We start from the raw sequence: 22982 nt of genomic DNA, 5'->3' as shown, positions 1-22982 counted from the left end.
CACGAACAGATTTTATTCATTAAAGCGGAGAACCGTATGGCCGATAATGATCTCGTCATTGTTCTTAAGCACTACGACCTCTCCATTTTCAAGGTAATTGCTATTATATAACGTATGGTTTTTACTATTATTGTCAGAAAGAAAATGTTTATACCCTCCTTTCGGGTCTTTTTTAACTTCTATTCGTATATGCTCCCTGCTCATCGACTTATCAGCCGTTGCAATTCCTATTGTAGCGTTCGAAGCGTTAGATTTACGACCGATGATTGCAATACCTTCATTGAGAGGGAAAATTTGTTCCGGTGTAGCCGAATCTCCAACAACTGTAAGCTGTCCCGTACCATTCGAAACCGGATTGACAAGAATTGTATCCTGATCCGCATCAAGTCCTTGTTTTCCCAGTTGAAGCAAAGAGACAGGAATCGGTTGTTTACACTTCGGACATTTAAAGGAGGTCAGATCGAGGGGAAGTTTCCCCTCGTCTACCTTTAATCCTACGTGACAATGTGGACATTTAACTGAAATCATAGCATAAATGATAAATCTGCTCCGTCGATATCAGTTGAGAAAGTATCATGCACGTCTGCATCCGACAAGAATATTGTGTCGTCAGATAATGTAATAAAATCTGAAACATCCATATTATCGTCATCAATCATTACGATACCAGATAAATCGTTTTCCCCATCCACATCTACAACTACCGCATCACTAAATACGGAGTCGTCACTGTCTAGTGTAACAAATGTGTATTCCTCCTCTTGCATACTGGTTTGAATTAAAATTATTCTTTCTGGAAACAAAAGTAGGAAAAGTAATGGATTAAATTAACATCTAATATTCTCTTATAATCAAAGGTTTGGGTTTTATGTACAAACTGTCCGCTTTTGAGATACGAAACAACTTATTCACTGACCCACTTTGCTTTACAGGAAGAAACAGGACATTGTTTCCTGTTCCTCAGAGATTCCCAGGGAATTTCCCCCAGAAAAGTACCGCATTTAGGACATACATAGTCTATTTTAAACCGGTTTGCAATGTCCTGAAGCTGTTGAGGAGTCTTGGATGCCTGCTTTGCACCCAGGTAAATGCCTATCGTCGGGGCACAGATAGTTATAAACAAACTTATAGCCAAGAACTCCGGACTTCCTTTGCCCAGAAATCCGATCACAACGCCTATCACACCGGGCAGCGCAAAAGGAAGAGACTGGAATAATCTGGTTTTAAACTGGTTAGCCGACTGTATCTTAACTTTTTCTTGAACATAATCGTCATACACTTTCTTCAGTGCAGCAAACTCTTCACTATAATCATTATTATATTTAAGCGCTTCAGTCAAGTTCAGCACATACCCGGTACCAAGAATAATCTTGTCCGTTGGTGTAATACGTTTCTTGACGATCTGTGAACCATTGACGAAAGTTCCGTTAGTAGAGCCGAGATCTTCCAACAACCAACAGCCATGATCCTCACGAACCAGACAAGCATGATGTCTGCTAACATGAGGATCATTCACTATAAAATCATTATCTTCAGCTTTACCGATTTTAATCTTCATCTTTCACTTCCTTTGGTTCTTCCGGTTTACCCATTTCCTTTTCCAGCGATTCTTTTAGTACTTTTAAAGGATCTTTGGATATTATAAGTTCCCTGGGCTTGCCTTCTTCTGTCAATAATAACAGTTTTTGCTTGGGTAAATTGATTTGCAGGATATGATTTTTATTGATGATGTGACTTTTTCCTACTCTCATTAATATCTTGTTGCATCCCTCTACCTGCTTCTCCAGTATCTCTTCTATCTTACCGATATTAATCGCAAACGTAAACTGGATTCCATTGGATAATAGTAATTTAGTATAATTTCTATCAGCTTCAAAGTAGAGTATCTGCCCTATCTTTATCCGTAACAACTCATCCCTCGTCTTAATTATTAAATACCGCTCCATACGTTGATATTGTTTTTTTAATTTTCATCAAGTAACAAATATACGGCATTTTATCTTTACCCCGGCTATATTTTATAAAGAAATATAAATGGGAAGAGGAATATTTTTCACAAATATTCCTCTTTCATTCCTAAATACTAAGCATTTTGCCTGGAATAAGTTTATGTTAAATTTCAATGCTTTTGCAGGTATAATTTAAAATAGGAAACAAATCTCACTCCAAAGTAGGATAAAGAGGATTGCCTGTTTCATCAACTTCAGTCCAGTTTTTTACATTCACACTTGAAAATGTAACGGTGTTTCCATCGATTATTGCACTAAATAAATATGAATTACCGGCTTTTAATGCACCGTCGGGAACAGGAACATCAACGGTATAAATTCGTGATGCACTTTCTCCGTTTGCCATTATCTCCAAAGTCAAAGACATCGGTTCGGATGTTTCCAGCGGAAGCATGATATACTGAGCCAGAAAACCATTTATACCCATTTTGTCTGGTCTGTCGAATGTAGTTGCCGGAGGTATGGTTCCCGTTGCCAAATCCATGCTTGCTCCCGGTTCCGGCGGAGTGATCGTTGCTGAAATTAATTTGTTTAATCGAATACTTTCTCCTTCCGATATTTCAATAACTACTTGTGTCGCTGCATGCAAATAGACAATCGGTATATTGATCTGTGAACTTGCCACATCCAGATTCGGATTATGCCACCAAAGGTAATCGATCCCATTGAATAAAGGTTCCGATTTTCCGGCCGAGAATGTAGGCGGTATAGTAGAAAAATTATCCGATACTGCATAAAAGTCAAAAATGCCGTTTCCCAGATACATTTTATATCCATCCACTCCGGTTAATACTCCGGGAGCAGAAGTGATGTATAATCCCTGTGCCGAAGGAGTTCCTTTTGTCCCGTTTTGGGTAGAGGGTTCAAATACTAATACTTTGCTTTTTATTCCCTGATTCATGGGTGACATTGCACGTGTCATCAAATTACGACCTTCAATTGAAGCATTGAAGGTCACCAGATTAGTTCCTTCCGTATTATTCCCTCCCGAAGGTTTATTCTCATCACCGACCTCCAGGATTATTGTGTTTTTGGAACATCCGGCAAAGAAGAAAATCACATAGATAAATACCAGCAATTGTGTTGTTTTGAGTAATTTAGTTTCCATAACCAGCCATTTTATAATTATTCGTCTATATAATACATTTTAAAACCTCTTTTGGTTCAAATGAGTGGCGGATATGATCTTATTTAATAAAAAAAGAGAGATACTCCATTGGATGGAATATCCCTCTTTTATCGAAGGTATAAAACCTGCATTCGATTTAATTCTTCATTTTTGCATTAATTGCGCGCACTAAACGCGTCTGAATTTTCATTAAGGTAGCCAGGTCCTCAGTTTCGAAATCGATATCAGAAATCTTAGTCTTTGTTTTCTGTTCTACAACTTCTTCTCCTTTCTTAGAACCATTTTCAATGTCCTTAACTAGCTCATCCAACTGAGCTTTAATTTTCCCAATCTTCTTTGAATAATTTACTGTACGTGCCATATAATTCTTTATACATTAATGGATAATATAAAATCATTAGTACAAAAGTAATTATTATTTGAAAATAAAGAAATAAATAACCAATAATACGTACATTTTAAAACGAATTAAGAAGGATATTCAAAAAAAATACCCTTCTTAATCGCATTATTTATTATTTTTTCAGATCAATCCTCAATAGCGGCCTGTGCTGCGGCAACACGAGCAATAGGCACACGGAACGGAGAACATGATACATAATTCAAACCAACTTTGTGGCAGAACTTAACTGAAGACGGTTCGCCACCATGCTCACCACAAATACCACATTTCAGATCCGGACGGATAGCACGTCCTTTTTCCGTAGCCATTCTTACCAGCTGACCTACTCCATTCTGGTCTAATACCTGGAACGGGTCTACCTTCAGAATCTTCTTTTCCAGATAAATCGGCAGGAAGGAAGCGATGTCGTCACGGGAATAACCGAATGTCATCTGAGTCAAGTCGTTTGTTCCGAATGAGAAGAACTCGGCAGAAGAAGCGATACGGTCGGCAGTCAAGGCTGCACGAGGAATTTCGATCATTGTACCTACTTTAAAGTCGATACGGTCTCCTACTTCGGCAAATAACTTTTCAGCAGCAGCACGGATTACCTTTTCCTGTTCTTTAAATTCATACAGAATACCGGTCAGCGGAACCATAATTTCCGGTTTAGCCACAATACCTTCTTTCTTCAATTCCAACGCAGCACCTAAAATAGCGCGTGTCTGCATTTCAGTGATTTCAGGATATGTATTACCCAGACGGCAACCACGGTGGCCCAACATCGGGTTATGTTCGCAAAGCGATTCAACACGCTGCTGAATTTCTTTTACGGAGATACCCATTGCTTCAGCCATTTCTTCCTGACCTTTCTGATCGTGAGGAACAAATTCGTGCAAAGGAGGATCGAGCAGACGAACGGTAACAGGCAGATCATGCATAGCCTTGAAGATACCCTTGAAGTCTGCTTGCTGATAAGGCAGAATCTTCTTCAATGCATTCTTACGTCCTTCGGCATCTTCCGCCAGGATCATTTCACGCATTGCTTTGATCTTTTCGCCTTCGAAGAACATGTGTTCCGTACGGCATAATCCGATACCGCTTGCTCCGAATGCACGGGCAATCTCTGCATCATGAGGAGTATCTGCATTTGTGCGAACCTGAAGTTTGGTATATTTATCGGCCAGCTTCATTAATTCAGCGAAATCATCCGACAATTCAGCAGCCTGCGTTTCGATTTGTCCTTCAAAGATTTCTCCGGTAGAACCGTTGATAGACAGGAAGTCACCTTCTTTCAGCGTGATACCTCCTACTTCGATTGTTTTTTTCTTATAGTCGATATTCAAACCACCGGCTCCCGATACGCAGCATTTACCCATACCACGGGCAACAACGGCTGCATGAGAAGTCATACCTCCACGAGCTGTCAGGATACCTTCGGCAACAGCCATACCGGCCAAGTCTTCCGGAGATGTTTCGATACGCACAAGAACAACCTGTTTTCCGGCAGCATGCCATTCAGCAGCGTCGTCGGCAAAAAATACAATCTGGCCGGTAGCAGCACCCGGAGATGCAGGTAAACCTTTTACCAATACTTTAGCCTTCTTCAGCGCAGCCTTATTAAATACCGGGTGAAGCAATTCATCCAGTTTATTCGGTTCGATACGTGCCAGAGCTGTCTTTTCGTCAATCATTCCCTGATGCAACAGATCCATAGCAATCTTTACCATAGCAGCACCGGTACGTTTACCGTTACGAGTCTGAAGGAACCACAGTTTACCTTCCTGTACGGTAAATTCCATATCCTGCATGTCGCGGTAATGATTTTCCAGTTTCGTCTGCAAAGCATCCAGTTCCTTATAGATCTCAGGCATAGCCTCTTCCATTGAAGGATAGTTGGCAGCTCTTTCTTCTTCAGGAATACCGGCACGTTCAGCCCAACGCTGTGAACCGATTTTAGTGATCTGCTGCGGAGTACGGATACCGGCCACAACGTCTTCACCCTGTGCATTAATCAGGTATTCACCGTTGAACAAGTCTTCACCGTTACCGGCGTCACGAGAGAAACATACACCGGTAGCGGAAGTTTCACCCATATTACCGAATACCATAGCCTGAACAGTTACGGCTGTTCCCCACTCTGCCGGAATACCTTCCATCTGGCGGTACAGGATAGCACGTTCGTTCATCCATGAGTTAAATACGGCACAGACAGCACCCCACAACTGTTCGTAAGCACAAGTCGGGAAGTCGCTTCCTGTTTGTTTCTTTACTGCGGCTTTGAACTTTGTAACCAATGTCTTTAAGTCGTCGACAGTCAGTTCGTTGTCCAGCTTCACCCCTTTGGCTTCTTTCACCTCTTCGATGATTGCTTCGAATGGATCGATGTCTTCCTTGCTGGTCGGTTTCATACCCAGAACCACATCACCGTACATTTGTACAAAACGGCGATAAGAGTCCCATGCAAAACGAGCGTTACCGGTTTTACGTGTCAACCCTTCTACTACTTCGTCGTTCAATCCCAGGTTCAGGATAGTATCCATCATACCCGGCATAGAAGCGCGTGCTCCGGAACGGACAGAAACCAACAACGGGTTTTCTACATCTCCGAACTTGGAGTTCATCAACGTTTCTACATTAGCAATAGCTTTTTCAACGTCCGACTTCAGTAGTTCTACGACTTTGTCCTGGCCCAGTTCATAATATTCCGAGCAAACTTCTGTTGTGATAGTGAATCCCGGAGGAACCGGAACCCCAATCAAATTCATTTCGGCAAGGTTTGCACCTTTACCACCCAGCAGATTTCTCATATCTGCTTTTCCTTCGGCTTTTCCATTTCCGAATGTGTAGACTCTTTTTCTTTCCATGTGTCAGACAGTATTATGTTTATTAGATTTCAGTTTTGCTATCTCTACATTGCAATGCTGCAAATATATGCTATTTCAGAGTATGAAAGATATAGAAAGTTAAACAATTTTATGTGTTTTATAGCTATTCCTTATTATTCGTATTACCTAAATATGTACATTTGCGTGGGAAAAATTTAAAACTCAGATAAAATTGGCAAGAAATAAGAAGCAGTTACCCTTGTTGGAAAAGGTAACAATTACAGACGTAGCCGCTGAAGGTAAGGCGATTGCACGAGTAAATGAGAAAGTAGTGTTTGTTCCTTTTGTTGCTCCCGGCGACGTAGTAGACATCCAGCTCACCCGTAAAAAGAACAGTTATGCCGAAGGTAAAGCAGTGTACTTCCACGAATATTCTCCGGAACGTGCCGTTCCTTTTTGCGAACATTTCGGTGTTTGCGGCGGTTGCAAATGGCAACATCTGCCCTACGAAGCGCAGTTGAAGTACAAACATAAGCAGGTTATAGACAATCTCACCCGTATCGGAAAGATAGAAATGGAAGAGATTTTGCCTATATTGGGTTCCGAACGCACCACCTTCTACCGGAATAAACTCGAATTCACATTCTCCAACAAGAAATGGCTGACAGAAGAAGAAGTAAAATCCGGAGCCACTTTCGATTGCATGAACGGGGTCGGTTTCCATATTCCCGGCATGTTCGACAAAGTGCTGGATATACACAAATGCTGGTTGCAGAATGATATTTCCAACCGTATCCGCCTTTACATCAAAGAATATTGCTTGTCACACGAAGGATATCCTTTCTTCGACCTGCGGAACCAGGAAGGTTTTATCCGTACATTAATGATACGTACGGCATCGACGGGCGACCTGATGGTGGTTGTCGTATTCTACCATGAAGATAAGGAACACCGCGAAGCCCTGCTGTCTCATGTGGCAGAACAATTCCCGGAAATCACTTCCTTATTATATGTCATAAACGAAAAGTGCAACGACACGATCACCGACCAGGAAGTGCTGGTATTCCGTGGTAAAGACCATATCATTGAAGAGATGGAAGGCCTTCAGTTCAAGGTTGGTCCGAAATCGTTCTATCAGACGAACAGTGAACAGGCTTATAACTTATATAAAGTAGCCCGCGAGTTTGCCGGACTGACTGGTAATGAAATGGTTTACGACCTTTATACCGGTACCGGAACGATTGCCAACTTCGTTTCCCGCCAGGCTAAGAAAGTAATCGGCATCGAATACGTACCGGAAGCAATCGAAGATGCCAAAGTTAATTCGGCTTTGAATAAGATTGACAATACGCTGTTCTACGCCGGAGACATGAAAGATATCCTGACGGCAGATTTCATAAACCAACATGGCCGTCCGGATGTTATTATTACTGATCCTCCACGTGCCGGGATGCACGATGATGTAATCGACACCATCCTTTTCGCCGAACCGGGGCGTATCGTTTATGTAAGTTGTAACCCGGCAACACAGGCCCGCGATCTGAGCCTGCTTAGCGTGAAGTACGACGTGAAGAAGGTTCGTCCGGTCGATATGTTCCCACATACACATCATGTGGAGAATGTCGTTTTATTAGAGAAGAAAAAGTAACATATATAATTAATGTATAGGAAAATCGTCTCCCTTTTGTGTATCACTTTGCTTTTGAGTAGCTGTTCCGGCAAGAAGCAAGAGCAGAAGGAAGACGATTTTGTGTCTATGGACCTCCCCCAGTTGAAGGCACAGGGCGAAATCACAGCTGTCACACTCTACAGTTCCACGTCTTATTTCCAGTATAAAATGGAGCCAATGGGTTACGAATACGACCTGATAAAAGACTTTGCCCGTTCCGAAGGACTGAAGCTGAATATCAAAGTGGCCGAAAATGCCACCCGCCTGATCGAAATGCTCGAAGCCGGAGAAGCCGACGTTATTGCCTATCCCATCCAGGTAAGCAATAACCTGAAAGAAAATTATCTCTACTGCGGACGGGAAGAACTCACCAGCCAGGTATTGGTTCAGCGTGCCAACAAAGGCGATACGATTCTTAAAGATGTCACCCAACTAATCGGGAAAGACGTATATGTGAAACCCGATACAAAGTATTACGAACGCCTTAAAAACCTGGATAAAGAATTAGGCGGCGGCATCCATATAAAAGACATAAAGAAAGACACGGTAACAACCGAAGACCTGATAGCGATGGTCTCGCAAGGTGAAATTCCTTATACCATCAGTGACGATAATATCGCTCGTCTGAATAAGACCTACTTTTGGAATATCAATGTCTCACTGAAAGTCAGCTTCATGCAGCGTTCTTCCTGGCTGGTTCGTAAAAGCAGTCCGCAACTGGCCGAAGCGATCAATGCATGGGCATCGGATAAATCTGGCTCGCACGTCTACCGGGCAGTAGTGAAACGTTATTTCGAGCTAGGTAAGCAGCCGTTAACGGCAGATCTTCCCCCGGTAAAGAACGGGCATATTTCTCCTTATGACGATTTGTTCCGTCGGCATGCCAAAAACATCGGATGGGATTGGCAGCTGCTTGCCTCCATTTCCTATCAGGAATCCCATTTCAACCCTTCCGTCGTATCCTGGGCAGGAGCCGAAGGTCTGATGGGCATCATGCCGAACACGGCAAAAGCGCTTGGTGTTACTCCCCACGAACTGAAAGACCCGGATATCGGAATCCGTACAGGTGTAGATTGCCTGCGTAAATTCCGCCAGGGCTTTTCCGAGATTACCGACCCGCAGGAAAAGATAAAGTTTACATTAGCCTCCTATAATGCCGGCATCGGACATGTCTATGACGCTCAACGCCTGGCCGAAAAGTATGGAAAGAACCCGAATGTCTGGGAAGATAATGTTGCCGAGTATATCCGCCTGAAAAGCGATCCCGAATACTATAACGACCCTGTCTGCAAACATGGATATCTCCGCGGTTCGGAGACATTCAATTATGTGCGTGAAGTGATGGAACGTTACAATTACTACAAGAGTAAGACTAAGCATAGTTGAATCACGCCAGATTCTCTGCAATCATCTCCTTTATGGCAAGTATTACTTTCGGATGACTTAGCGGTATATCTTCAAAGACAGTCCGCAACTCTTCCGTACTCACTTCAAAAAGCTGTTCTCCCTTTTTATATGAAAAGTGGACATTAATTTCCGGATTGCCGCTTATCAACATGGCGAATGTTCCGGGAAGGTCTCCCCAGGGAGGACAATCAATGTTAGCGGTTATAAAACAAGCTGTAACCTCCGTCCCCACCCCCGGTTGGGAACTTATCTTGACAAAACCTCCGGTCTGTTCCGCATTTTGTATCAGGAAAGGGATTCCCAGACCTACCTTTCGGGTCGTACGGGTCGTATAGAACGGATCCGTTACCCGGGCAATCGTCTCTGCATCCATTCCACAACCGTTGTCTGCAATACGGATGGTTGTATTCTCCTCATTTATAGCAATATCCAATAAGATACGAGTCGCACCGGCACGAACACTGTTTGATGCTATATCCGTAATATGAAATGTAAGTGTATTCATCCTGATATTTATTTCCTGATATGCTGAATATTAAACTTTTTTCTCCTTTATTTTATAAAAGGAAGGCATGCCTTGCATATTGGCAAGTATAGCCTTACTTATATGTAGAATATACCTTACATTTATGTATAGTATATCTTCCTATTTTAATTATGCGGAGGAAAAGACTAAATGTTCCTGACTTTTGGCGTAAGCCATCCTGATGTTTTCGAATAAAGGTGCAGCGGCCCGTATCAAACAGGGCTTAGTCCCGATTTGTTCCGGATAATGGGCATCGGAAGCCGGATAGGATGTGTAGTTCGATAAATACTTCTGCTCCGACAAAAGCCGGGCGAAACGGGAAGCATCCGTATATTCTATTGCATCCAGCGATAATGACGGATCAATAAATCCCAACTGGCTGATCAGGCTGAAAGAAGGCCGCTCCACATGCGCAGCAACAAAAAGGCCGCCCAGTTCCTTTACAAATGCAGCCACCTGATTGACGTTCTGGTCGAGTGCGGAAAGCAATAAGTACGGGGCCTCTCCCATTATCTCATCTTTCCGGTTTACCCAGACCTGGTCGCCGAAACGGCCGGGATCATTGGGAACAGGCGGTAGATGTTTCTCCAGATATTGCTGGAAAGCGGCACGGGCTTCATCACTTCCGAAAAGGGCAATGCAATGCGCTTCCTCACGGGTACAGACTTCGGCTCCGGCAAGGACAGTCAATCCGGCTTCAGCTCCCAACGATTGTATTTCAGGACATTGCAAAGTCGTGTTATGATCGGTTATGGCAATGATATCCAATCCGCGGGCAAGTGCCGTTTCGACAATGACCGTGGGACTCATATCCAGGCTTCCACAAGGCGAAAGGCAGGTATGAATATGTAGATCGGCCCGGTAGAGATTCATCCGTTCTGTAACAGTTGATACACTTTTCCACTGATAACAAAAGCAGAAAGAGATGTTCCCAACAAAGGAATATCCTCGTCCTTCCCCTTTTGCAATGTTTCTTCATCCGGCGAAGCGCCATTGACAATCAAGACGGCGGCAGCATCCTTCAGCGTGGAAACGGCAACAATATTCTGATGGGTTTGCATGGTGATCCACAACATACCCTCTTCCATATGTCCCATTACATCACTCAGCAGGTCGCTGGTATAGCCACCTTTGATTACCGTATCCAGATTCTCTTCTCCGCAAAAAACGGTAAGATTCAATTCTTTTACAAGATCACTGACCTTCATATTTAGCTCCTTTCTTATAACAGTCTTTATTTAAACGATCTTTTCCCCAGATCTTTTCGACGAGGCGGAAGGCATGCTCCTGATCCAGTTTGCCATGCTTCTCCATATTGCGCTGCATGAAAATGCAGTCACTGAACTGGGCCTCGTGACGGACGATATCTTCTGCCAGACTTTGGCAATTAGGGTTTCCGCAAGCGCCACAGTCGATTCCCGGCAGATAACACATCAGACGGCGCACCTGTTCCATCTTTTTCAGGACTTCCTCGATGGAACCGTCATAAAGCAACTTCGGGTTGGGTTGGAGCGGACGGATTGTGATGTGCTGCTTCAAATAAGCCAATGCTCCCAATCGTTCAGAGGCATAAATGAGCGGTGCCTTATCACGTTTCATCGAACGCTTCATGATCCGTTCGGCCGTAAGGAAGCGGTTCGCAACGGCCAATACGCCTCCGGCACAACTGCGGTCGCAGGCACGGAGTTCCAGGAAGTCCACATTACGGACCTCCGTTGTCGTTTCCATACGTTCCAGGAAATCAATCACATTATGTATTTCGTCGATGGCCAGGCAACGGCCGGAGAAGTGTTTGGCCTCCCCTCCTGTCTGACTCCATCGCATTTCTTTCTTTGTCAGGGCGGGCGGAAGCACGCAATCCGGCTTATATCCTTTCGGTCGGTTTTGCAGGATATGGTATACCTTATTATATAGGGTATCCATATTGATCACGCCGTTAATGGTGGACGAATACCCGTCAGCGCTTTTCAAGGCGGCAATCTTGGCGGCACAGGGAGTGACATAAAAGAGGCCGATCTGATCCGGGGAATGACCTTCCTCCGTCAGTACCTGATGGTAATAGGTAGCAGTTGCATTCACCGGACTTTTCACCAGCAGGATATTATCGACCAAAGCCGGGAAGCGAATTTGTATCAGTCGCACAATCGCCGGACAAAAAGAACTGATCACCGGCTTTTCTTCGGCCTGTTCCATCTGTCGGAGCATCTCACGGTGAATCATATCGGCCGTAAACTCAACCTGGTAGACATGGGTGAATCCCAACTCATACAAGGCGCTGAATATTTCTTCTTCCGTCGTATATTTGGAAAACTGTCCGATGAAAACGGTGGGAACAAGTGCCACGCGGCATTCGTAGTCGAATATCTTCTGGAAGTCGTCCTGCTCCACATAAATGGCTTCTGGCGGACATGCTTTCAGACATTCCCCGCAATCGACACACCAGTCTTTGCGGATTACGGCTTTCCCATCCCGGATACGGACTGCACGGGTCGGGCATTTCGTCATACAATGTGTACAACCGATGCACCGCTCCTTGTCGATCTTCAGGGCATGATAAAATTTAGTATCTTCCATGGTCTTCTACTCCTTTTTCCTGAACCAGGTAACCATGCGTACGATTGTTCCTACGCCTACCTCGCTCTCTATAGTTAATTCGTCTACATTCTTTTTCATATTGGGCAATCCCATTCCTGCCCCAAACCCCATTTCACGCACAGCCGGCGAAGCCGTGGAAAAGCCTTCCTGCATGGCTTGCGGAATATCCGGAATGCCGGGACCTTCATCTTTCAATGTCAGCGTAATCTTATCCGCATCCAGTTCTGCCGCCACTTTCCCGCGCCAGGCATGGGCAACAACGTTCACTTCCGCTTCATAGAGCGCCACGACCACTCTCTTGATGACACGGGAATCGATCGATAACTGTTTCAGTATCTTCTTTATCTGGCTGGAAGCATATCCGGCCTTCGAGAAGTTTCCTCCTTCCAATTCAAACGTTAGCTGCATATCCTCTCCTTTCTTTAATAGACCGGCACAAGACCGCTGCAATACAACTCGCCAGCCACATGATACATGGAATGACAGGTTTCAAGCAAGATCATATTGTTCTCGGACGCAAGTTGCAACATCTCCGGCGTAGCTTTCTTGCCACGGACGAAAAGGATACAATCGACATCGGCCATTTCGGCTGTACGGATCGTTTGCAAATTGCAAAGTCCGGTAATGAGAATCATTTCATCACAGCACAATGTCAGAACGTCGCTCATCAGGTCGCTGGCAAAAGCACATTGTACTTCATGGCCCAGCTTATCGTTTCCACATGCCACGGTCGCATCGGTAAGTTCTTGTATTTGCTGAATCTTCATAATCGCATGCAAGGTTTAATTTCGTGATGCCAATGTAAGAAATATTTTTTAATAGATGTCTGTTAGTCTATATTAATTACTATCTTTGGTAGCAATAAATAAAATTCTATTCTTATGTTTAGTAAAGAAACCTATATGGGCCGCCGGGCCAAACTAAAACAGACAATAGGTTCAGGCCTGTTGCTTTTCCTCGGAAACGATGAGTCGGGAATGAATTATGCAGACAACACCTATCACTTCCGCCAGGATTCCACGTTCCTGTATTTCTTCGGGCTTCCTTATGCCGGTCTGTCCGCCATTATTGATATTGACAATGATAAAGAAATCATTTTCGGTGACGAACTGACGATCGATGCAATCGTATGGATGGGAACTCAGCCGACACTGAAGGAGAAAAGCGAAGCAGCCGGTATCACCGAAGTTCGTCCCTTCAAGGAAATTGAATCGTATCTGAAAGCAGCACAACAGAAAAGCCAGCGTATCCATTACCTGCCGACTTACCGTGCGGAACATCAGATCAAACTGTTCCAATGGCTGGGTATCGTGCCGGGAACGGAACAACCTTCGGTGCCTTTCATCTTCGGCGTAGTAAATCAGCGTAATTATAAGACTGCGGAAGAGATTGTCGAAATCGAAAAGGCTTGTGTGGTTACTGCCGACATGCATCTGACTGCCATGCGCACCGTACGTCCGGGAATCCGTGAGAGTGAGGTGGCTGCTGCCGTGGCTGAAGTGGCTTATGCGAATGACTATCAACTCTCCTTCCCCATTATCGCAACGATCAACGGGCAGACGCTGCATAACCACGACCATAGCAATATGATTAAGAGTGGTGATATGCTGCTGCTTGATGCCGGTGCGGAAACGGAAATGGGATATGCGGGTGATATGTCTTCTACCATTCCGGCTGATTCCAAATTCACGACTCGCCAGAAAGATATTTATGATATTCAGGTAGCGGCTCACGAAGCGGCTGTTGCAGCATTGCGTCCAGGTATTCCTTTCGTCGATGTGTACGAACTATCCTGCAAAGTCATTATGGAAGGTTTGAAGGATCTTGGTTTTGTCAAAGGCGATCCGATGGAAGCTGTAAAGGCCGGAGCTCATGCAATGTTCATGCCTTGTGGCCTGGGACACATGATGGGATTGGATGTACATGATATGGAAAACCTGGGTGAAGTATATGTGGGATACGACGGACAACCGAAGAGTACTGAGTTCGGCCGTAAGTCTCTCCGCCTGGGACGTAAACTGGAACCGGGATTCGTTCTTACTATCGAGCCGGGTGTCTACTTTATCCCTGAATTGATGGATCTTTGGAGAAGCCAGAATAAGTTCACCGAATTTATCAATTATGAAAAGCTGGTAACTTACAAAGACTTCAGCGGCATCCGTAACGAAGAAGATTATCTGATTACAGAAGACGGTGCCCGTCTGTTAGGAAAAAAGATTCCTTTACACACGGAAGAAGTGGAAGCACTGCGGTAAATAAGAAATAGTTGAATATAAAACAAAACGCCCCATAAAGCATCTCTAATCTTTACGGGGCGTTTATATTTCTAGTCGTTACCTGATCAATAAGCAAACATATCTGCATTAACCGGCAGTTCTTTGCCATCAGCCGTCAAAACCTTTAGCTGAAGCATACCGCCATTATGGTCGAAATACTTAACTTCAATCGGATGAAGTCCCTTTGCCAATGCTTTCTGTCCGGTTACTTCACGGGGTGAATGAGGCCCGTCATTGTCAACAACCAATTCTCCGTTAATCTTCAATGTACTGCCATCGTCAGACAACAGGTTGAAAGTATAAATACCATCTTCCGGAGCATTGAAATATCCTGTAACGACCAAACCGATATTACCTTTCACTTCTTTCGGGATAGTCACTTCAGATATTTCATACGTACCGTTTACCGGAGCATTATCAATATCGGCACATTTGTTACCTTTAAACTCATGCCATACAGCCTGCAAACCTTTCTTGGAAGGTGTAGCATCCGCAGCCGGAGCATATTCGCTCTTAACGTAACGCGTCTTCACGATATCACCTTTCTTACCGTTCGGACGGAAAGAGCGGAAAGTGAAGTCTGTCGTTTCCGTAACCTTGATCGGACCGTTATACTGAGGCGATTCCAAAGTCGGGATGCTGCCATCCGTTGTATAATGGATTTCAACACTTGGATCAAGACAAGTAATTGCCACTGTACCTTCACCGATAAATGCATTTGTGTTGTTGAATCCTTCCAGGTCCGGCATACGGTAATTTACATTCATGATATTCAAACGCGGGAATTGCTTTACCAGTCTTTCTTTAAATCCATCCCAGCTTTTTACGGAAGGATCGCTCCAGGCCAGTTCTGCCAATGCCATCATACGGGGCATAATCATATATTGTATCCGTTCGCGGGATGGGATATATTCGCACCAGAGATTTGCCTGTATACCCAAAATCAATGCTTTCTGTGCATCATTCAACGATTCAAGCATCGGATTGTAATTGTATACACCGGACAATGAATTTTTATCCTGCTGATAGTCAAAATAGAAATTAGCATTCGGAGTCATGATTGCATGGTTGCCTTGTGCCGTTGCGTCAGGAACTGCATTCGGACTCCAGGTACGCCACCACATAATTGTTGCCGTCGGAGACAAACCGCCTTCCAGGATTTCATCCCAGCCGATCATTTCTTTTCCGTTATCATTAAAGAACTTCTCCATGTTATGAACAAACCAGGACTGCAACTCTTCTTCTGTCTTCAGCCCGTTATCTTTCATTCGCTTCTGGCAATCCGGACATTTCTTCCAGTTCGTTTTTTCTACTTCATCGGCTCCCAGATGGATATATTTATAAGGAAAAAGCGGAATGATTTCGCTATAAACATTCTTACAAAATTCAAGAGCCGAGTCTTTACCCGGACAAACCGGAGAAGAAAAAGTCGTTCCCCACCCTGTCTGATTAAAACAAGAAACACCTGAATAATTACTTACCGCCGCCAGCATATGTCCCGGCATGTCTATTTCCGGAACTACATCGATACCACGTACACCGGCATATTCAACGATTTCTTTAATATCTTGCTGGGTATAGAAACCACCATACAAAGTATCGCCCTGAGTGATACGTAACTTTTCAGCCGGAATTTCATAATCGGGATTATCCTGCTCTTTTGCTAATCTCATACACTCCCGGTCATGATTGTTAAAGGTACGCCAAGCCCCTTTCTCTGTCAGCAACGGGTATTTCTTTATTTCGATACGCCATCCCTGGTCGTCGGTCAGATGCCAGTGGAATTTGTTCAGTTTGTAAAGAGCCATCATATCCAACAGTTCCTTCACTTCTTCTTTAGTAGAGAAATGACGGGAAACATCCAACATCAACCCTCTCCAACCGAAACGGGGTGCATCAGTGATCTGAACAGCCGGAACACTCCAATTAATATCCTTTTCCACCGCTGGCGACTCTATCTCTGCCGGCAAAAGCTGGCGAAGAGATTCAATACCGGAAATAACACCGCCATAGGTATTTCCCTTGATCTGAACTTTACCGGAAGTAACGTCCAAAGAATAGGCACCTTCATTTTGACCGGCAATATCACTTACAGCCAAAGATATATCACCGTCTCCCTCGCGTACATTATATATATAGCCGGTTGAACGGGATAAAAGGCCGGAAAGATAGTTTGCAGCCGGCAATAACTGCTTATCAGCCACACCAATTGTCATGCCATCTTTCAAAGTAAACTGCCCATTGGCATTCTTAATCTCTTTGGGAATAGGAATAATAGAAACATCATGTGCCACAGGGGTCGTGGGTGAACATGAACTCAGCATTAAAGCTCCGGTCAGGGAACATGCTGCGATAAACTGTTTGTACATTTTAATGTGTTTATTTGTTTGGTAATAATTAGAAAACAAAAATACAAAAAAAGAGCTGTTCCTCGTTGGGCGGAACAACTCTTTTTTAAAATAATAATCTACTGATTAAATTCTATTCAAAATGTCAGTCAGTTTATCCGGAGTAACATTTGCTGCAATAATAACTCCTTTGTCGTCAATCAGGAAGTTCTTCAAACCTTTCTGTAGGTTAAACTTTCCATACAACGCTGACTTTTTTCCAAGTCCTTCATGAAATTGCTTTGTGCCGCTAAGCCTATCTGCCTTTACCGTCTCGGTAAAGATTGATTCTTTCTCGTCGAGAGAAACAGAATACATGGCAATTTTGTCTGAACTTAGTTTGTTTACTTCATTCCATAATTGAACGTTACGGACCCGCGATTCAGCATCGTAAGCTGCCCAGAAATTCAGCAACGTGTAACGTCCAGAATGATTTTGGAAACTGAAATCACTTTCGCCTCCCAAAGACTCTATTCTCGGAGCCAGATCACCAGGATTAGTACCCACGGTAGGTCTTGCTTCTTTTGTACCGGATGACATTGTTGCCAACGCAACCGTTACAATGAGAACATAAGCTCTTACCTTCATAATTTATTATTTACGTTAAACTTAATCGGACGATACTCTTCTACAGCTTACTTACCGGTCTGCGGGCGGTTTTCGTCTGCCATCCTTTATGTCCGACTCCTGATTTTCAGGAAGTAAACAAGCGTTTCTCCTTCGCTAAAGAGCTACATTCTTGTTCTTAACGCTGGCAAAGATAAGCGCAAAATACCTTTACCTCCAAACGATATAACATAAATCGACTAAAAAGCAAGATTTTTTATATGTTTTATCGCATGAAAATCCACTAAAATGGTTGCTTTATAACATAAATTTAGGATTAGGCACAGGGATAAATACGAATAATCTTTCACTTTTCTTCAAATTAAACCTAATTCAGCCGCTTTCCGGTAAAGAGAATCCGAAAATAAAAAACCCGGCTTGAAACCGGGCTTTTTTATTTTACTAATCATCATACGGCGAAGGCATCGGCATCCCTTCCTTGATATATTCATCGTAAACAATTGTTGGATGGTCCTGTAATGATGTTCTGTTATACTCTTCTTTGAAATTATCGCGACGGAAGTTCTTCAGTTTGAGGTTTTCCGAACTGTAGGTTCGCAATGTTTCTTTTTTATTACCTGTCAACGAACTTTCAATAACTACCGAATCAAGAATGTTCATTTTAGGAGTCAATGTAGGGAGTAAGGTCTGCTCCAGCAGTCCTCTGTAGGCTCCGATATACTCGCACCAGCAAGAATCACCCCGTTTAAAAACACGGTAGGTGTAATTTGACCATGCCGTACGGACGTGAATCTCATGTTCCCAGATCTCGATACAAGCTTCTGAATCATAATTAGGGTCTTTGATAGTAACCCTCTCCAGTCCATGCGTTTTTTCCACTACTGTTGTTTGCCATTTGTCTGAATGCCGTACTTCGGCAATAATCTCAGGCAGCTTTTCCTTAATTTCAAACTGAATCTTCATCTCATTTGCCTGCCAGTCAGGACTTATTAAGGTTGCCAGGTTCTAAATTAAATATAACGTCTCTGTAAAAATAACAATTCCATTTGAATTTTTGTTTATCTAAATGCCATTATTTGCATATAACTTATTTACCTTTGCCTTATAAAACAAAAAACATGGGACAAAAAGACGAAATTATACTGATAAATATAAACGGAGCCGACCGTCCGGGGGTTACTGCCGCCCTGACAGAGATACTGGCAAAGAATAATGCAGTGATTCTCGATATCGGCCAGGCTGATATCCATGACAACTTATCACTGGGAATCCTTTTCCAGAGTTGCGAAGGTAATTCCGGAGATATCCTGAAAGAGTTACTTTTTAAAAGCTATGAGCTGGATGTGAATATCCGTTTTAATCCGATCACGGAGCAAAAATACAGGAAATGGGTTGATATGCAGGGAAAGAACCGTTATATCATCACTATTCTGGGAAGAAAGTTAACTGCAAGACAGATAGCGGGCGTAACCCGTATCGTTGCCGAACAGGGAATGAATATAGATGACATCAAACGTCTGACCGGCCGTATTCCTTTGGATGAAGATGCCCGTACTCCCAAAGCCAGCGTCGAATTCTCTGTACGTGGAACTCCTCGCGACAAAGAGTTGATGAAAGCAGAGTTCATGAAGCTCTCGGCCGAACAGGTAATGGATATTTCTTTTCAAGAAGACAGCATGTATCGCCGTATGCGTCGCCTTATCTGTTTCGATATGGACTCAACTCTTATTGAGACTGAAGTAATCGATGAGTTGGCTGTTCGTGCCGGTGTCGGCGACCAGGTCAAAGCGATTACCGAATCCGCCATGCGGGGAGAAATTGATTTCAGCGAAAGTTTCCGCCAACGTTGTGCCTTATTAAAAGGATTGGATGTCTCCGTTATGCAGGAGATTGCTGAAAACCTGCCCATTACGGAAGGTGTAGACCGTCTGATGCGTATCCTCAAAAAGGTTGGTTTCAAGATCGCTATCCTCTCCGGTGGATTCACCTATTTCGGTAACTACTTGAAACAGAAATACAATATTGATTATGTATATGCCAATGAGCTTGAAGTTGAAGACGGAAAGCTGACAGGACGTTATGTCGGAGATATCGTAGATGGCAAGCGGAAAGCAGAACTACTTCGCCTGATCGCTCAGGTTGAGAATGTCGATATCCGTCAGACCGTAGCTGTCGGTGATGGGGCAAATGACCTGCCGATGATCAGCATTGCCGGGTTAGGTATCGCTTTCCATGCCAAACCAAAAGTAAAAGAAACAGCCAAGCAGTCCATCTCCACGATCGGTCTGGATGGTATTTTATATTTCCTGGGATACAAAGATTCCTATTTGGACGAACAAATGTAATTAATAAAAGCGTTTATGGTAAGACACATTGTAATGTTTAAGCTGACGGAGTTTGCAACTCCTGCCGATAAACTGGCAAAAATGCAGGAAATCAAAACAGGTCTGGAAGCGTTGATCGACAAGATCGATGTTTTACGTTTGATCCGTGTCGATTTCAATATAAACCCCGAAGAAACCTGGGACGTTATCCTGACTACAGAACTCGATTCGCTCGAAGATGTAAAGACATATGCCAACCACCCTGAACACGTAGCTGTTTCAAAAGGGATTATCGGCCCGGTAAAAGCCGACAGAGCATGTGTTGATTATGAATTCTAAATAACACTTCTCTTTTATGAAGGAGTTTGATATTGAAGAACGTGTAAAAATTGCCGTTCAGAATTTTGAGTCGGGATACAACTGTGCGCAGTCGGTATTTCTGGCTTATTCGGATGTTTTTGAACTGAACCTGGAAATGGCAAAGAAGATGTCCGTATCTTTTGGTGGTGGCGTTGGCCGGATGCGGGAGGTATGCGGAACAGTCAGTGCCATGGCTATGCTGGCCGGATTCAAATATCCGGTATTGGACCAACAGGATCAGGAAGCCCGAACAAAGAACTATGCAATGGTTCAAAAAATGTCCGACCTGTTCAAGGAAAAGCATGGTACGATCATTTGCCGCAGCCTTTTGCCTGCCGCAGAAGCCAGCCAGACTGCTCCGCAACCTTCTGCAAGAACGGCTGAATATTATGCAAAACGTCCTTGTAGTAAATATGTGGAAGATGCAGCCCGTATAGCAGGACGAATGCTGAAAAACGAATTGGATTGACGGCTCAGGCCATCAATCTTATTTGAGAAACATATCCTAATGTCCTGATCTCACTGAATAAATTCATATAAGACGACTGGGCTTTCACATTCACTTTATAGGTTATGATAGACTTGTTCTGTTCATAAATAGATTCAAAGGAAACACTTACAATATAAATGTTCTTTGATTCAAGTATTTTGCGGACAGCCTTTAAATCAGGAGTTGCGGTCGTACAAATAATCGTCAGGATCTTATTTACCCCATTCAGGAACATCCTTTTTTCAAGTCTTTCAAGGCTAACCAATATAACTAATGTAAGGCCTGTCCCAATCAATGCCGGAACATACATCCCCGCTCCCACGGCCAGACCGATTACGGCAACAACCCAGATACAAGCCGCTGTTGTCAATCCATGAATACTCCCATGGCTTTGCATAATAGCCCCGGCACCCAAAAAACCGATACCGGTAAGTACCTGGGCAGCAATACGCCCGGGATCACCATTCAGGAAGTTAGGATAACATTGCGGTATCCAGATAGATATCAGCATAGCTGCTGCCGACCCCATACAGATCAGTGTAAAGGTTCGCATTCCGGCTTCCCGACGGCGAAACTGGCGCTCCACACCGATAATCGCACCTAAAAAGAAACTGACTAATAATTTCACAGCCGCAGTAGTCGGAGTTATAGTTGTATTCTGTAATATATCATTAATTTGGTCAATCATATTTTTCTTCTTTATTATTGGCAAATATAACTATTTATTTGAATATCCCTATATACTTTTCCAAAGCTGTATCCCTTTAGAAAAAGGCTTTATCGTTTCAATTATTTAGGGTAAATTTGCCGGCTTAAAAGACAGCTTATGAAACAAACATTGAAAGAAAACGGTGGACTTCCACCTTTGATCCTCTGGACATTATCTATTGTTGCCGGTATTTCGGTCGCCAATCTATATTACAACCAGCCTCTTTTAAATATGATACGGCATGATCTCGACGTATCTGAATTTACGACCAACCTGATTGCTATGGTTACACAGATTGGTTATGCTTTAGGATTGTTATTCGTTGTGCCACTGGCCGATATGTATAAACGTAAAAAGATAATCGTCACCAATTTTGCTCTTTTGGTACTTTCACTTTTATGCATTGCCACAGCGCCCAACATTCATATAATCCTGACTGCTTCATTATTTACAGGCATTTGTTCGGTAATACCACAGATATTCATACCCATCGCCGCCATTTATTCAAAACCGGAAAACAAAGGACGTAACGTAGGGCTGGTCGTTTCAGGATTACTATCCGGAATATTGGTTTCACGGGTCATTAGCGGAGTGGTCGGAGAATTGTTCGGCTGGCGTGAAATGTATTACATTGCTGCCGTACTAATGGTTGTGTGCAGCATCGTAGTGGTTACCGTTTTGCCGGATATACGCCCTACTTTTAAAGGGAAATACGCCGACCTCATGAAATCTCTTCTATCCTTAGTAAAGGATTATCCGGCTTTACGGATTTATGCAGTCCGGTCAGGATTGGCTTTCGGCTCTTTTCTGGCTATGTGGTCGTGTCTGGCATTCAAAATGGGACAAGCACCTTTCTTTGCAAACAGCGATGTGGTTGGTATGTTGGGACTTTGCGGCGTAGCCGGGGCCATGTCGGCCTCGTTGGTTGGAAAATATGTCAGGAAAGTGGGAGTCAGAGCTTTTAATTTCTGGGGATGTGGTTTGATACTGCTAGCCTGGTTATTACTTTATTTCGGAGGAAACTTTTATACCTCTATCATAGCCGGCATAATTATTATAGATATTGGCATGCAATGCATCCAGTTAAGTAATCAATCCAGTATTTTCGAATTATGCCCGGCCGCCTCCAACCGGGTCAATACCATATTTATGACAACCTATTTTGTCGGAGGTTCGTTGGGTACTTTTCTTTCCGGAACCGCCTGGCAGTTGTTTGGCTGGGCCGGGACTGCCGGTGTAGGAGTCTTTCTTTGCTGTGCTTCTCTATTGGTTACTTTATTATCCGCAAAGAAGATATAAAAATACGCTTATCCATATCCAATAA

At 43.5% G+C, this 22982-nt stretch carries 24 protein-coding genes; 7 read left to right on the top strand and 17 right to left on the bottom strand.

The features are described from left to right. Nucleotides 1-12: 12 nt before the first annotated feature. The 7 genes from C825_RS15280 to ppdK all read right to left on the bottom strand — a co-directional run bounded on the left by C825_RS15280 (nt 13) and on the right by ppdK (nt 6387). Nucleotides 13-528, bottom strand: a complete 516-nt coding sequence (locus C825_RS15280) for an FHA domain-containing protein (RefSeq protein ID WP_010803097.1) — start codon at nt 526-528, stop codon at nt 13-15. Then, the gene (locus tag C825_RS15275) at nt 525-767 is read right to left on the bottom strand and encodes a hypothetical protein (protein WP_007656785.1); all 243 of its coding nucleotides are present in this window, start codon (nt 765-767) and stop codon (nt 525-527) included. Before C825_RS15275 ends, C825_RS15280 begins: the two co-directional genes overlap by 4 nt. 137 nt (nt 768-904) lie before the next feature. Beyond that, nucleotides 905-1558, bottom strand: a complete 654-nt coding sequence (locus tag C825_RS15270) for an FHA domain-containing protein (RefSeq protein ID WP_007656786.1) — start codon at nt 1556-1558, stop codon at nt 905-907. Further along, nucleotides 1548-1946: a LytTR family DNA-binding domain-containing protein gene (locus C825_RS15265; protein ID WP_007656787.1), complete on the bottom strand. Its 399-nt coding sequence runs from the start codon at nt 1944-1946 to the stop codon at nt 1548-1550. Before C825_RS15265 ends, C825_RS15270 begins: the two co-directional genes overlap by 11 nt. A 214-nt stretch (nt 1947-2160) precedes the next feature. Beyond that, nucleotides 2161-3117 carry a fimbrillin family protein gene (locus C825_RS15260; protein WP_010803096.1) on the bottom strand — a complete coding sequence of 319 codons (957 nt, stop codon included), beginning with the start codon at nt 3115-3117 and terminating at the stop codon, nt 2161-2163. 157 nt (nt 3118-3274) lie between these two features. Then, nucleotides 3275-3499, bottom strand: coding sequence for a hypothetical protein (locus tag C825_RS15255; RefSeq protein WP_007656790.1), 225 nt, complete (start codon nt 3497-3499; stop codon nt 3275-3277). A 167-nt stretch (nt 3500-3666) separates the two neighbouring features. Then, complete coding sequence (ppdK, locus tag C825_RS15250; RefSeq protein ID WP_007656792.1) at nt 3667-6387, bottom strand: pyruvate, phosphate dikinase; 2721 nt, start codon at nt 6385-6387, stop codon at nt 3667-3669. Nucleotides 6388-6580: 193 nt separating this feature from the next. Here ppdK and rlmD point away from each other — a divergent pair, with 193 nt between their 5' ends. Both rlmD and C825_RS15240 read left to right on the top strand, forming a co-directional pair. Then, complete coding sequence (gene rlmD / locus C825_RS15245) at nt 6581-7996, top strand: 23S rRNA (uracil(1939)-C(5))-methyltransferase RlmD (protein ID WP_010803095.1); 1416 nt, start codon at nt 6581-6583, stop codon at nt 7994-7996. 12 nt (nt 7997-8008) lie between these two features. Continuing rightward, nucleotides 8009-9403 (top strand): MltF family protein, encoded by a 1395-nt coding sequence (locus tag C825_RS15240; RefSeq protein WP_007656796.1) that lies wholly within the window; start codon nt 8009-8011, stop codon nt 9401-9403. Between the two features lies 1 nt (nt 9404). Here the strand turns inward: C825_RS15240 and C825_RS15235 are convergent, their stop codons facing one another. The 6 genes from C825_RS15235 to C825_RS15210 all read right to left on the bottom strand — a co-directional run bounded on the left by C825_RS15235 (nt 9405) and on the right by C825_RS15210 (nt 13312). Continuing rightward, nucleotides 9405-9929 carry a sensor histidine kinase gene (locus C825_RS15235; protein WP_010803094.1) on the bottom strand — a complete coding sequence of 175 codons (525 nt, stop codon included), beginning with the start codon at nt 9927-9929 and terminating at the stop codon, nt 9405-9407. Between the two features lie 150 nt (nt 9930-10079). After that, nucleotides 10080-10823: a PHP domain-containing protein gene (locus tag C825_RS15230; RefSeq protein ID WP_010803093.1), complete on the bottom strand. Its 744-nt coding sequence runs from the start codon at nt 10821-10823 to the stop codon at nt 10080-10082. Beyond that, the gene (locus tag C825_RS15225) at nt 10820-11158 is read right to left on the bottom strand and encodes a DRTGG domain-containing protein (RefSeq protein ID WP_007656800.1); all 339 of its coding nucleotides are present in this window, start codon (nt 11156-11158) and stop codon (nt 10820-10822) included. Before C825_RS15225 ends, C825_RS15230 begins: the two co-directional genes overlap by 4 nt. Continuing rightward, nucleotides 11145-12524 (bottom strand): [Fe-Fe] hydrogenase large subunit C-terminal domain-containing protein, encoded by a 1380-nt coding sequence (locus C825_RS15220; RefSeq protein WP_010803092.1) that lies wholly within the window; start codon nt 12522-12524, stop codon nt 11145-11147. Before C825_RS15220 ends, C825_RS15225 begins: the two co-directional genes overlap by 14 nt. A 6-nt stretch (nt 12525-12530) precedes the next feature. After that, complete coding sequence (locus tag C825_RS15215) at nt 12531-12953, bottom strand: ATP-binding protein (RefSeq protein ID WP_007656804.1); 423 nt, start codon at nt 12951-12953, stop codon at nt 12531-12533. A gap of 14 nt (nt 12954-12967) precedes the next feature. Further along, nucleotides 12968-13312, bottom strand: a complete 345-nt coding sequence (locus C825_RS15210) for a hypothetical protein (protein ID WP_007656807.1) — start codon at nt 13310-13312, stop codon at nt 12968-12970. A gap of 114 nt (nt 13313-13426) precedes the next feature. Here C825_RS15210 and C825_RS15205 point away from each other — a divergent pair, with 114 nt between their 5' ends. After that, nucleotides 13427-14800 (top strand): aminopeptidase P family protein, encoded by a 1374-nt coding sequence (locus tag C825_RS15205; RefSeq protein ID WP_007656811.1) that lies wholly within the window; start codon nt 13427-13429, stop codon nt 14798-14800. An 86-nt stretch (nt 14801-14886) separates the two neighbouring features. Here the strand turns inward: C825_RS15205 and C825_RS15200 are convergent, their stop codons facing one another. From C825_RS15200 to C825_RS15190, 3 genes are all read right to left on the bottom strand, one after another. Next, nucleotides 14887-17190, bottom strand: coding sequence for a family 20 glycosylhydrolase (locus C825_RS15200; RefSeq protein WP_010803091.1), 2304 nt, complete (start codon nt 17188-17190; stop codon nt 14887-14889). A 105-nt stretch (nt 17191-17295) separates the two neighbouring features. Further along, a complete protein-coding gene (locus C825_RS15195; protein ID WP_007656814.1) occupies nt 17296-17796 on the bottom strand; it encodes a thioredoxin domain-containing protein in 501 nt (166 codons plus the stop codon). Between the two features lie 420 nt (nt 17797-18216). Beyond that, entirely contained in the window at nt 18217-18738 is a 522-nt protein-coding gene (locus C825_RS15190; protein WP_007656815.1) for a hypothetical protein, read from the bottom strand. A 155-nt stretch (nt 18739-18893) separates the two neighbouring features. Here C825_RS15190 and serB point away from each other — a divergent pair, with 155 nt between their 5' ends. Genes serB through C825_RS15175 form a run of 3 tightly spaced genes read left to right on the top strand, consistent with a single transcriptional unit; the run spans nt 18894 to nt 20928 of the window. Further along, nucleotides 18894-20120 carry a phosphoserine phosphatase SerB gene (serB, locus tag C825_RS15185; protein WP_044214432.1) on the top strand — a complete coding sequence of 409 codons (1227 nt, stop codon included), beginning with the start codon at nt 18894-18896 and terminating at the stop codon, nt 20118-20120. A 15-nt stretch (nt 20121-20135) separates the two neighbouring features. Continuing rightward, complete coding sequence (locus C825_RS15180) at nt 20136-20438, top strand: Dabb family protein (RefSeq protein WP_007656822.1); 303 nt, start codon at nt 20136-20138, stop codon at nt 20436-20438. A gap of 16 nt (nt 20439-20454) precedes the next feature. Next, entirely contained in the window at nt 20455-20928 is a 474-nt protein-coding gene (locus tag C825_RS15175) for a C-GCAxxG-C-C family protein (RefSeq protein ID WP_010803089.1), read from the top strand. Nucleotides 20929-20932: 4 nt separating this feature from the next. Here the strand turns inward: C825_RS15175 and C825_RS15170 are convergent, their stop codons facing one another. After that, complete coding sequence (locus C825_RS15170) at nt 20933-21637, bottom strand: MgtC/SapB family protein (RefSeq protein ID WP_007656826.1); 705 nt, start codon at nt 21635-21637, stop codon at nt 20933-20935. Between the two features lie 138 nt (nt 21638-21775). On the opposite strand from C825_RS15170, the gene C825_RS15165 reads away from it, so the two are divergent. Further along, nucleotides 21776-22957, top strand: a complete 1182-nt coding sequence (locus C825_RS15165) for an MFS transporter (protein ID WP_010803088.1) — start codon at nt 21776-21778, stop codon at nt 22955-22957. Nucleotides 22958-22982: the final 25 nt, after the last annotated feature.

This window comes from Parabacteroides sp. ASF519, assembly GCF_000364265.2.
Classification (GTDB): Bacteria; Bacteroidota; Bacteroidia; order Bacteroidales; family Tannerellaceae; genus Parabacteroides; species Parabacteroides goldsteinii.
This window is presented reverse-complemented; position numbering and strand designations above follow the sequence as displayed.

What these genes read in the sequence shown, in the direction of transcription:
- C825_RS15265 (WP_007656787.1), bottom strand. Translation starts at nt 1,946, where the DNA reads ATGGAGCGGTATTTAATAATTAAGACGAGGGATGAGTTGTTACGGATA.
- C825_RS15260 (WP_010803096.1), bottom strand. Translation starts at nt 3,117, where the DNA reads ATGGAAACTAAATTACTCAAAACAACACAATTGCTGGTATTTATCTAT.
- C825_RS15220 (WP_010803092.1), bottom strand. Translation starts at nt 12,524, where the DNA reads ATGGAAGATACTAAATTTTATCATGCCCTGAAGATCGACAAGGAGCGG.
- C825_RS15190 (WP_007656815.1), bottom strand. Translation starts at nt 18,738, where the DNA reads ATGAAGATTCAGTTTGAAATTAAGGAAAAGCTGCCTGAGATTATTGCC.
- C825_RS15230 (WP_010803093.1), bottom strand. Translation starts at nt 10,823, where the DNA reads ATGAATCTCTACCGGGCCGATCTACATATTCATACCTGCCTTTCGCCT.
- C825_RS15165 (WP_010803088.1), top strand. Translation starts at nt 21,776, where the DNA reads ATGAAACAAACATTGAAAGAAAACGGTGGACTTCCACCTTTGATCCTC.
- C825_RS15255 (WP_007656790.1), bottom strand. Translation starts at nt 3,499, where the DNA reads ATGGCACGTACAGTAAATTATTCAAAGAAGATTGGGAAAATTAAAGCT.
- C825_RS15270 (WP_007656786.1), bottom strand. Translation starts at nt 1,558, where the DNA reads ATGAAGATTAAAATCGGTAAAGCTGAAGATAATGATTTTATAGTGAAT.
- C825_RS15225 (WP_007656800.1), bottom strand. Translation starts at nt 11,158, where the DNA reads ATGAAGGTCAGTGATCTTGTAAAAGAATTGAATCTTACCGTTTTTTGC.
- C825_RS15175 (WP_010803089.1), top strand. Translation starts at nt 20,455, where the DNA reads ATGAAGGAGTTTGATATTGAAGAACGTGTAAAAATTGCCGTTCAGAAT.
- C825_RS15240 (WP_007656796.1), top strand. Translation starts at nt 8,009, where the DNA reads ATGTATAGGAAAATCGTCTCCCTTTTGTGTATCACTTTGCTTTTGAGT.
- C825_RS15170 (WP_007656826.1), bottom strand. Translation starts at nt 21,637, where the DNA reads ATGATTGACCAAATTAATGATATATTACAGAATACAACTATAACTCCG.
- C825_RS15235 (WP_010803094.1), bottom strand. Translation starts at nt 9,929, where the DNA reads ATGAATACACTTACATTTCATATTACGGATATAGCATCAAACAGTGTT.
- ppdK (WP_007656792.1), bottom strand. Translation starts at nt 6,387, where the DNA reads ATGGAAAGAAAAAGAGTCTACACATTCGGAAATGGAAAAGCCGAAGGA.
- C825_RS15280 (WP_010803097.1), bottom strand. Translation starts at nt 528, where the DNA reads ATGATTTCAGTTAAATGTCCACATTGTCACGTAGGATTAAAGGTAGAC.
- C825_RS15180 (WP_007656822.1), top strand. Translation starts at nt 20,136, where the DNA reads ATGGTAAGACACATTGTAATGTTTAAGCTGACGGAGTTTGCAACTCCT.
- C825_RS15275 (WP_007656785.1), bottom strand. Translation starts at nt 767, where the DNA reads ATGCAAGAGGAGGAATACACATTTGTTACACTAGACAGTGACGACTCC.
- C825_RS15205 (WP_007656811.1), top strand. Translation starts at nt 13,427, where the DNA reads ATGTTTAGTAAAGAAACCTATATGGGCCGCCGGGCCAAACTAAAACAG.
- C825_RS15215 (WP_007656804.1), bottom strand. Translation starts at nt 12,953, where the DNA reads ATGCAGCTAACGTTTGAATTGGAAGGAGGAAACTTCTCGAAGGCCGGA.
- C825_RS15200 (WP_010803091.1), bottom strand. Translation starts at nt 17,190, where the DNA reads ATGTACAAACAGTTTATCGCAGCATGTTCCCTGACCGGAGCTTTAATG.
- serB (WP_044214432.1), top strand. Translation starts at nt 18,894, where the DNA reads ATGGGACAAAAAGACGAAATTATACTGATAAATATAAACGGAGCCGAC.
- C825_RS15210 (WP_007656807.1), bottom strand. Translation starts at nt 13,312, where the DNA reads ATGAAGATTCAGCAAATACAAGAACTTACCGATGCGACCGTGGCATGT.
- C825_RS15195 (WP_007656814.1), bottom strand. Translation starts at nt 17,796, where the DNA reads ATGAAGGTAAGAGCTTATGTTCTCATTGTAACGGTTGCGTTGGCAACA.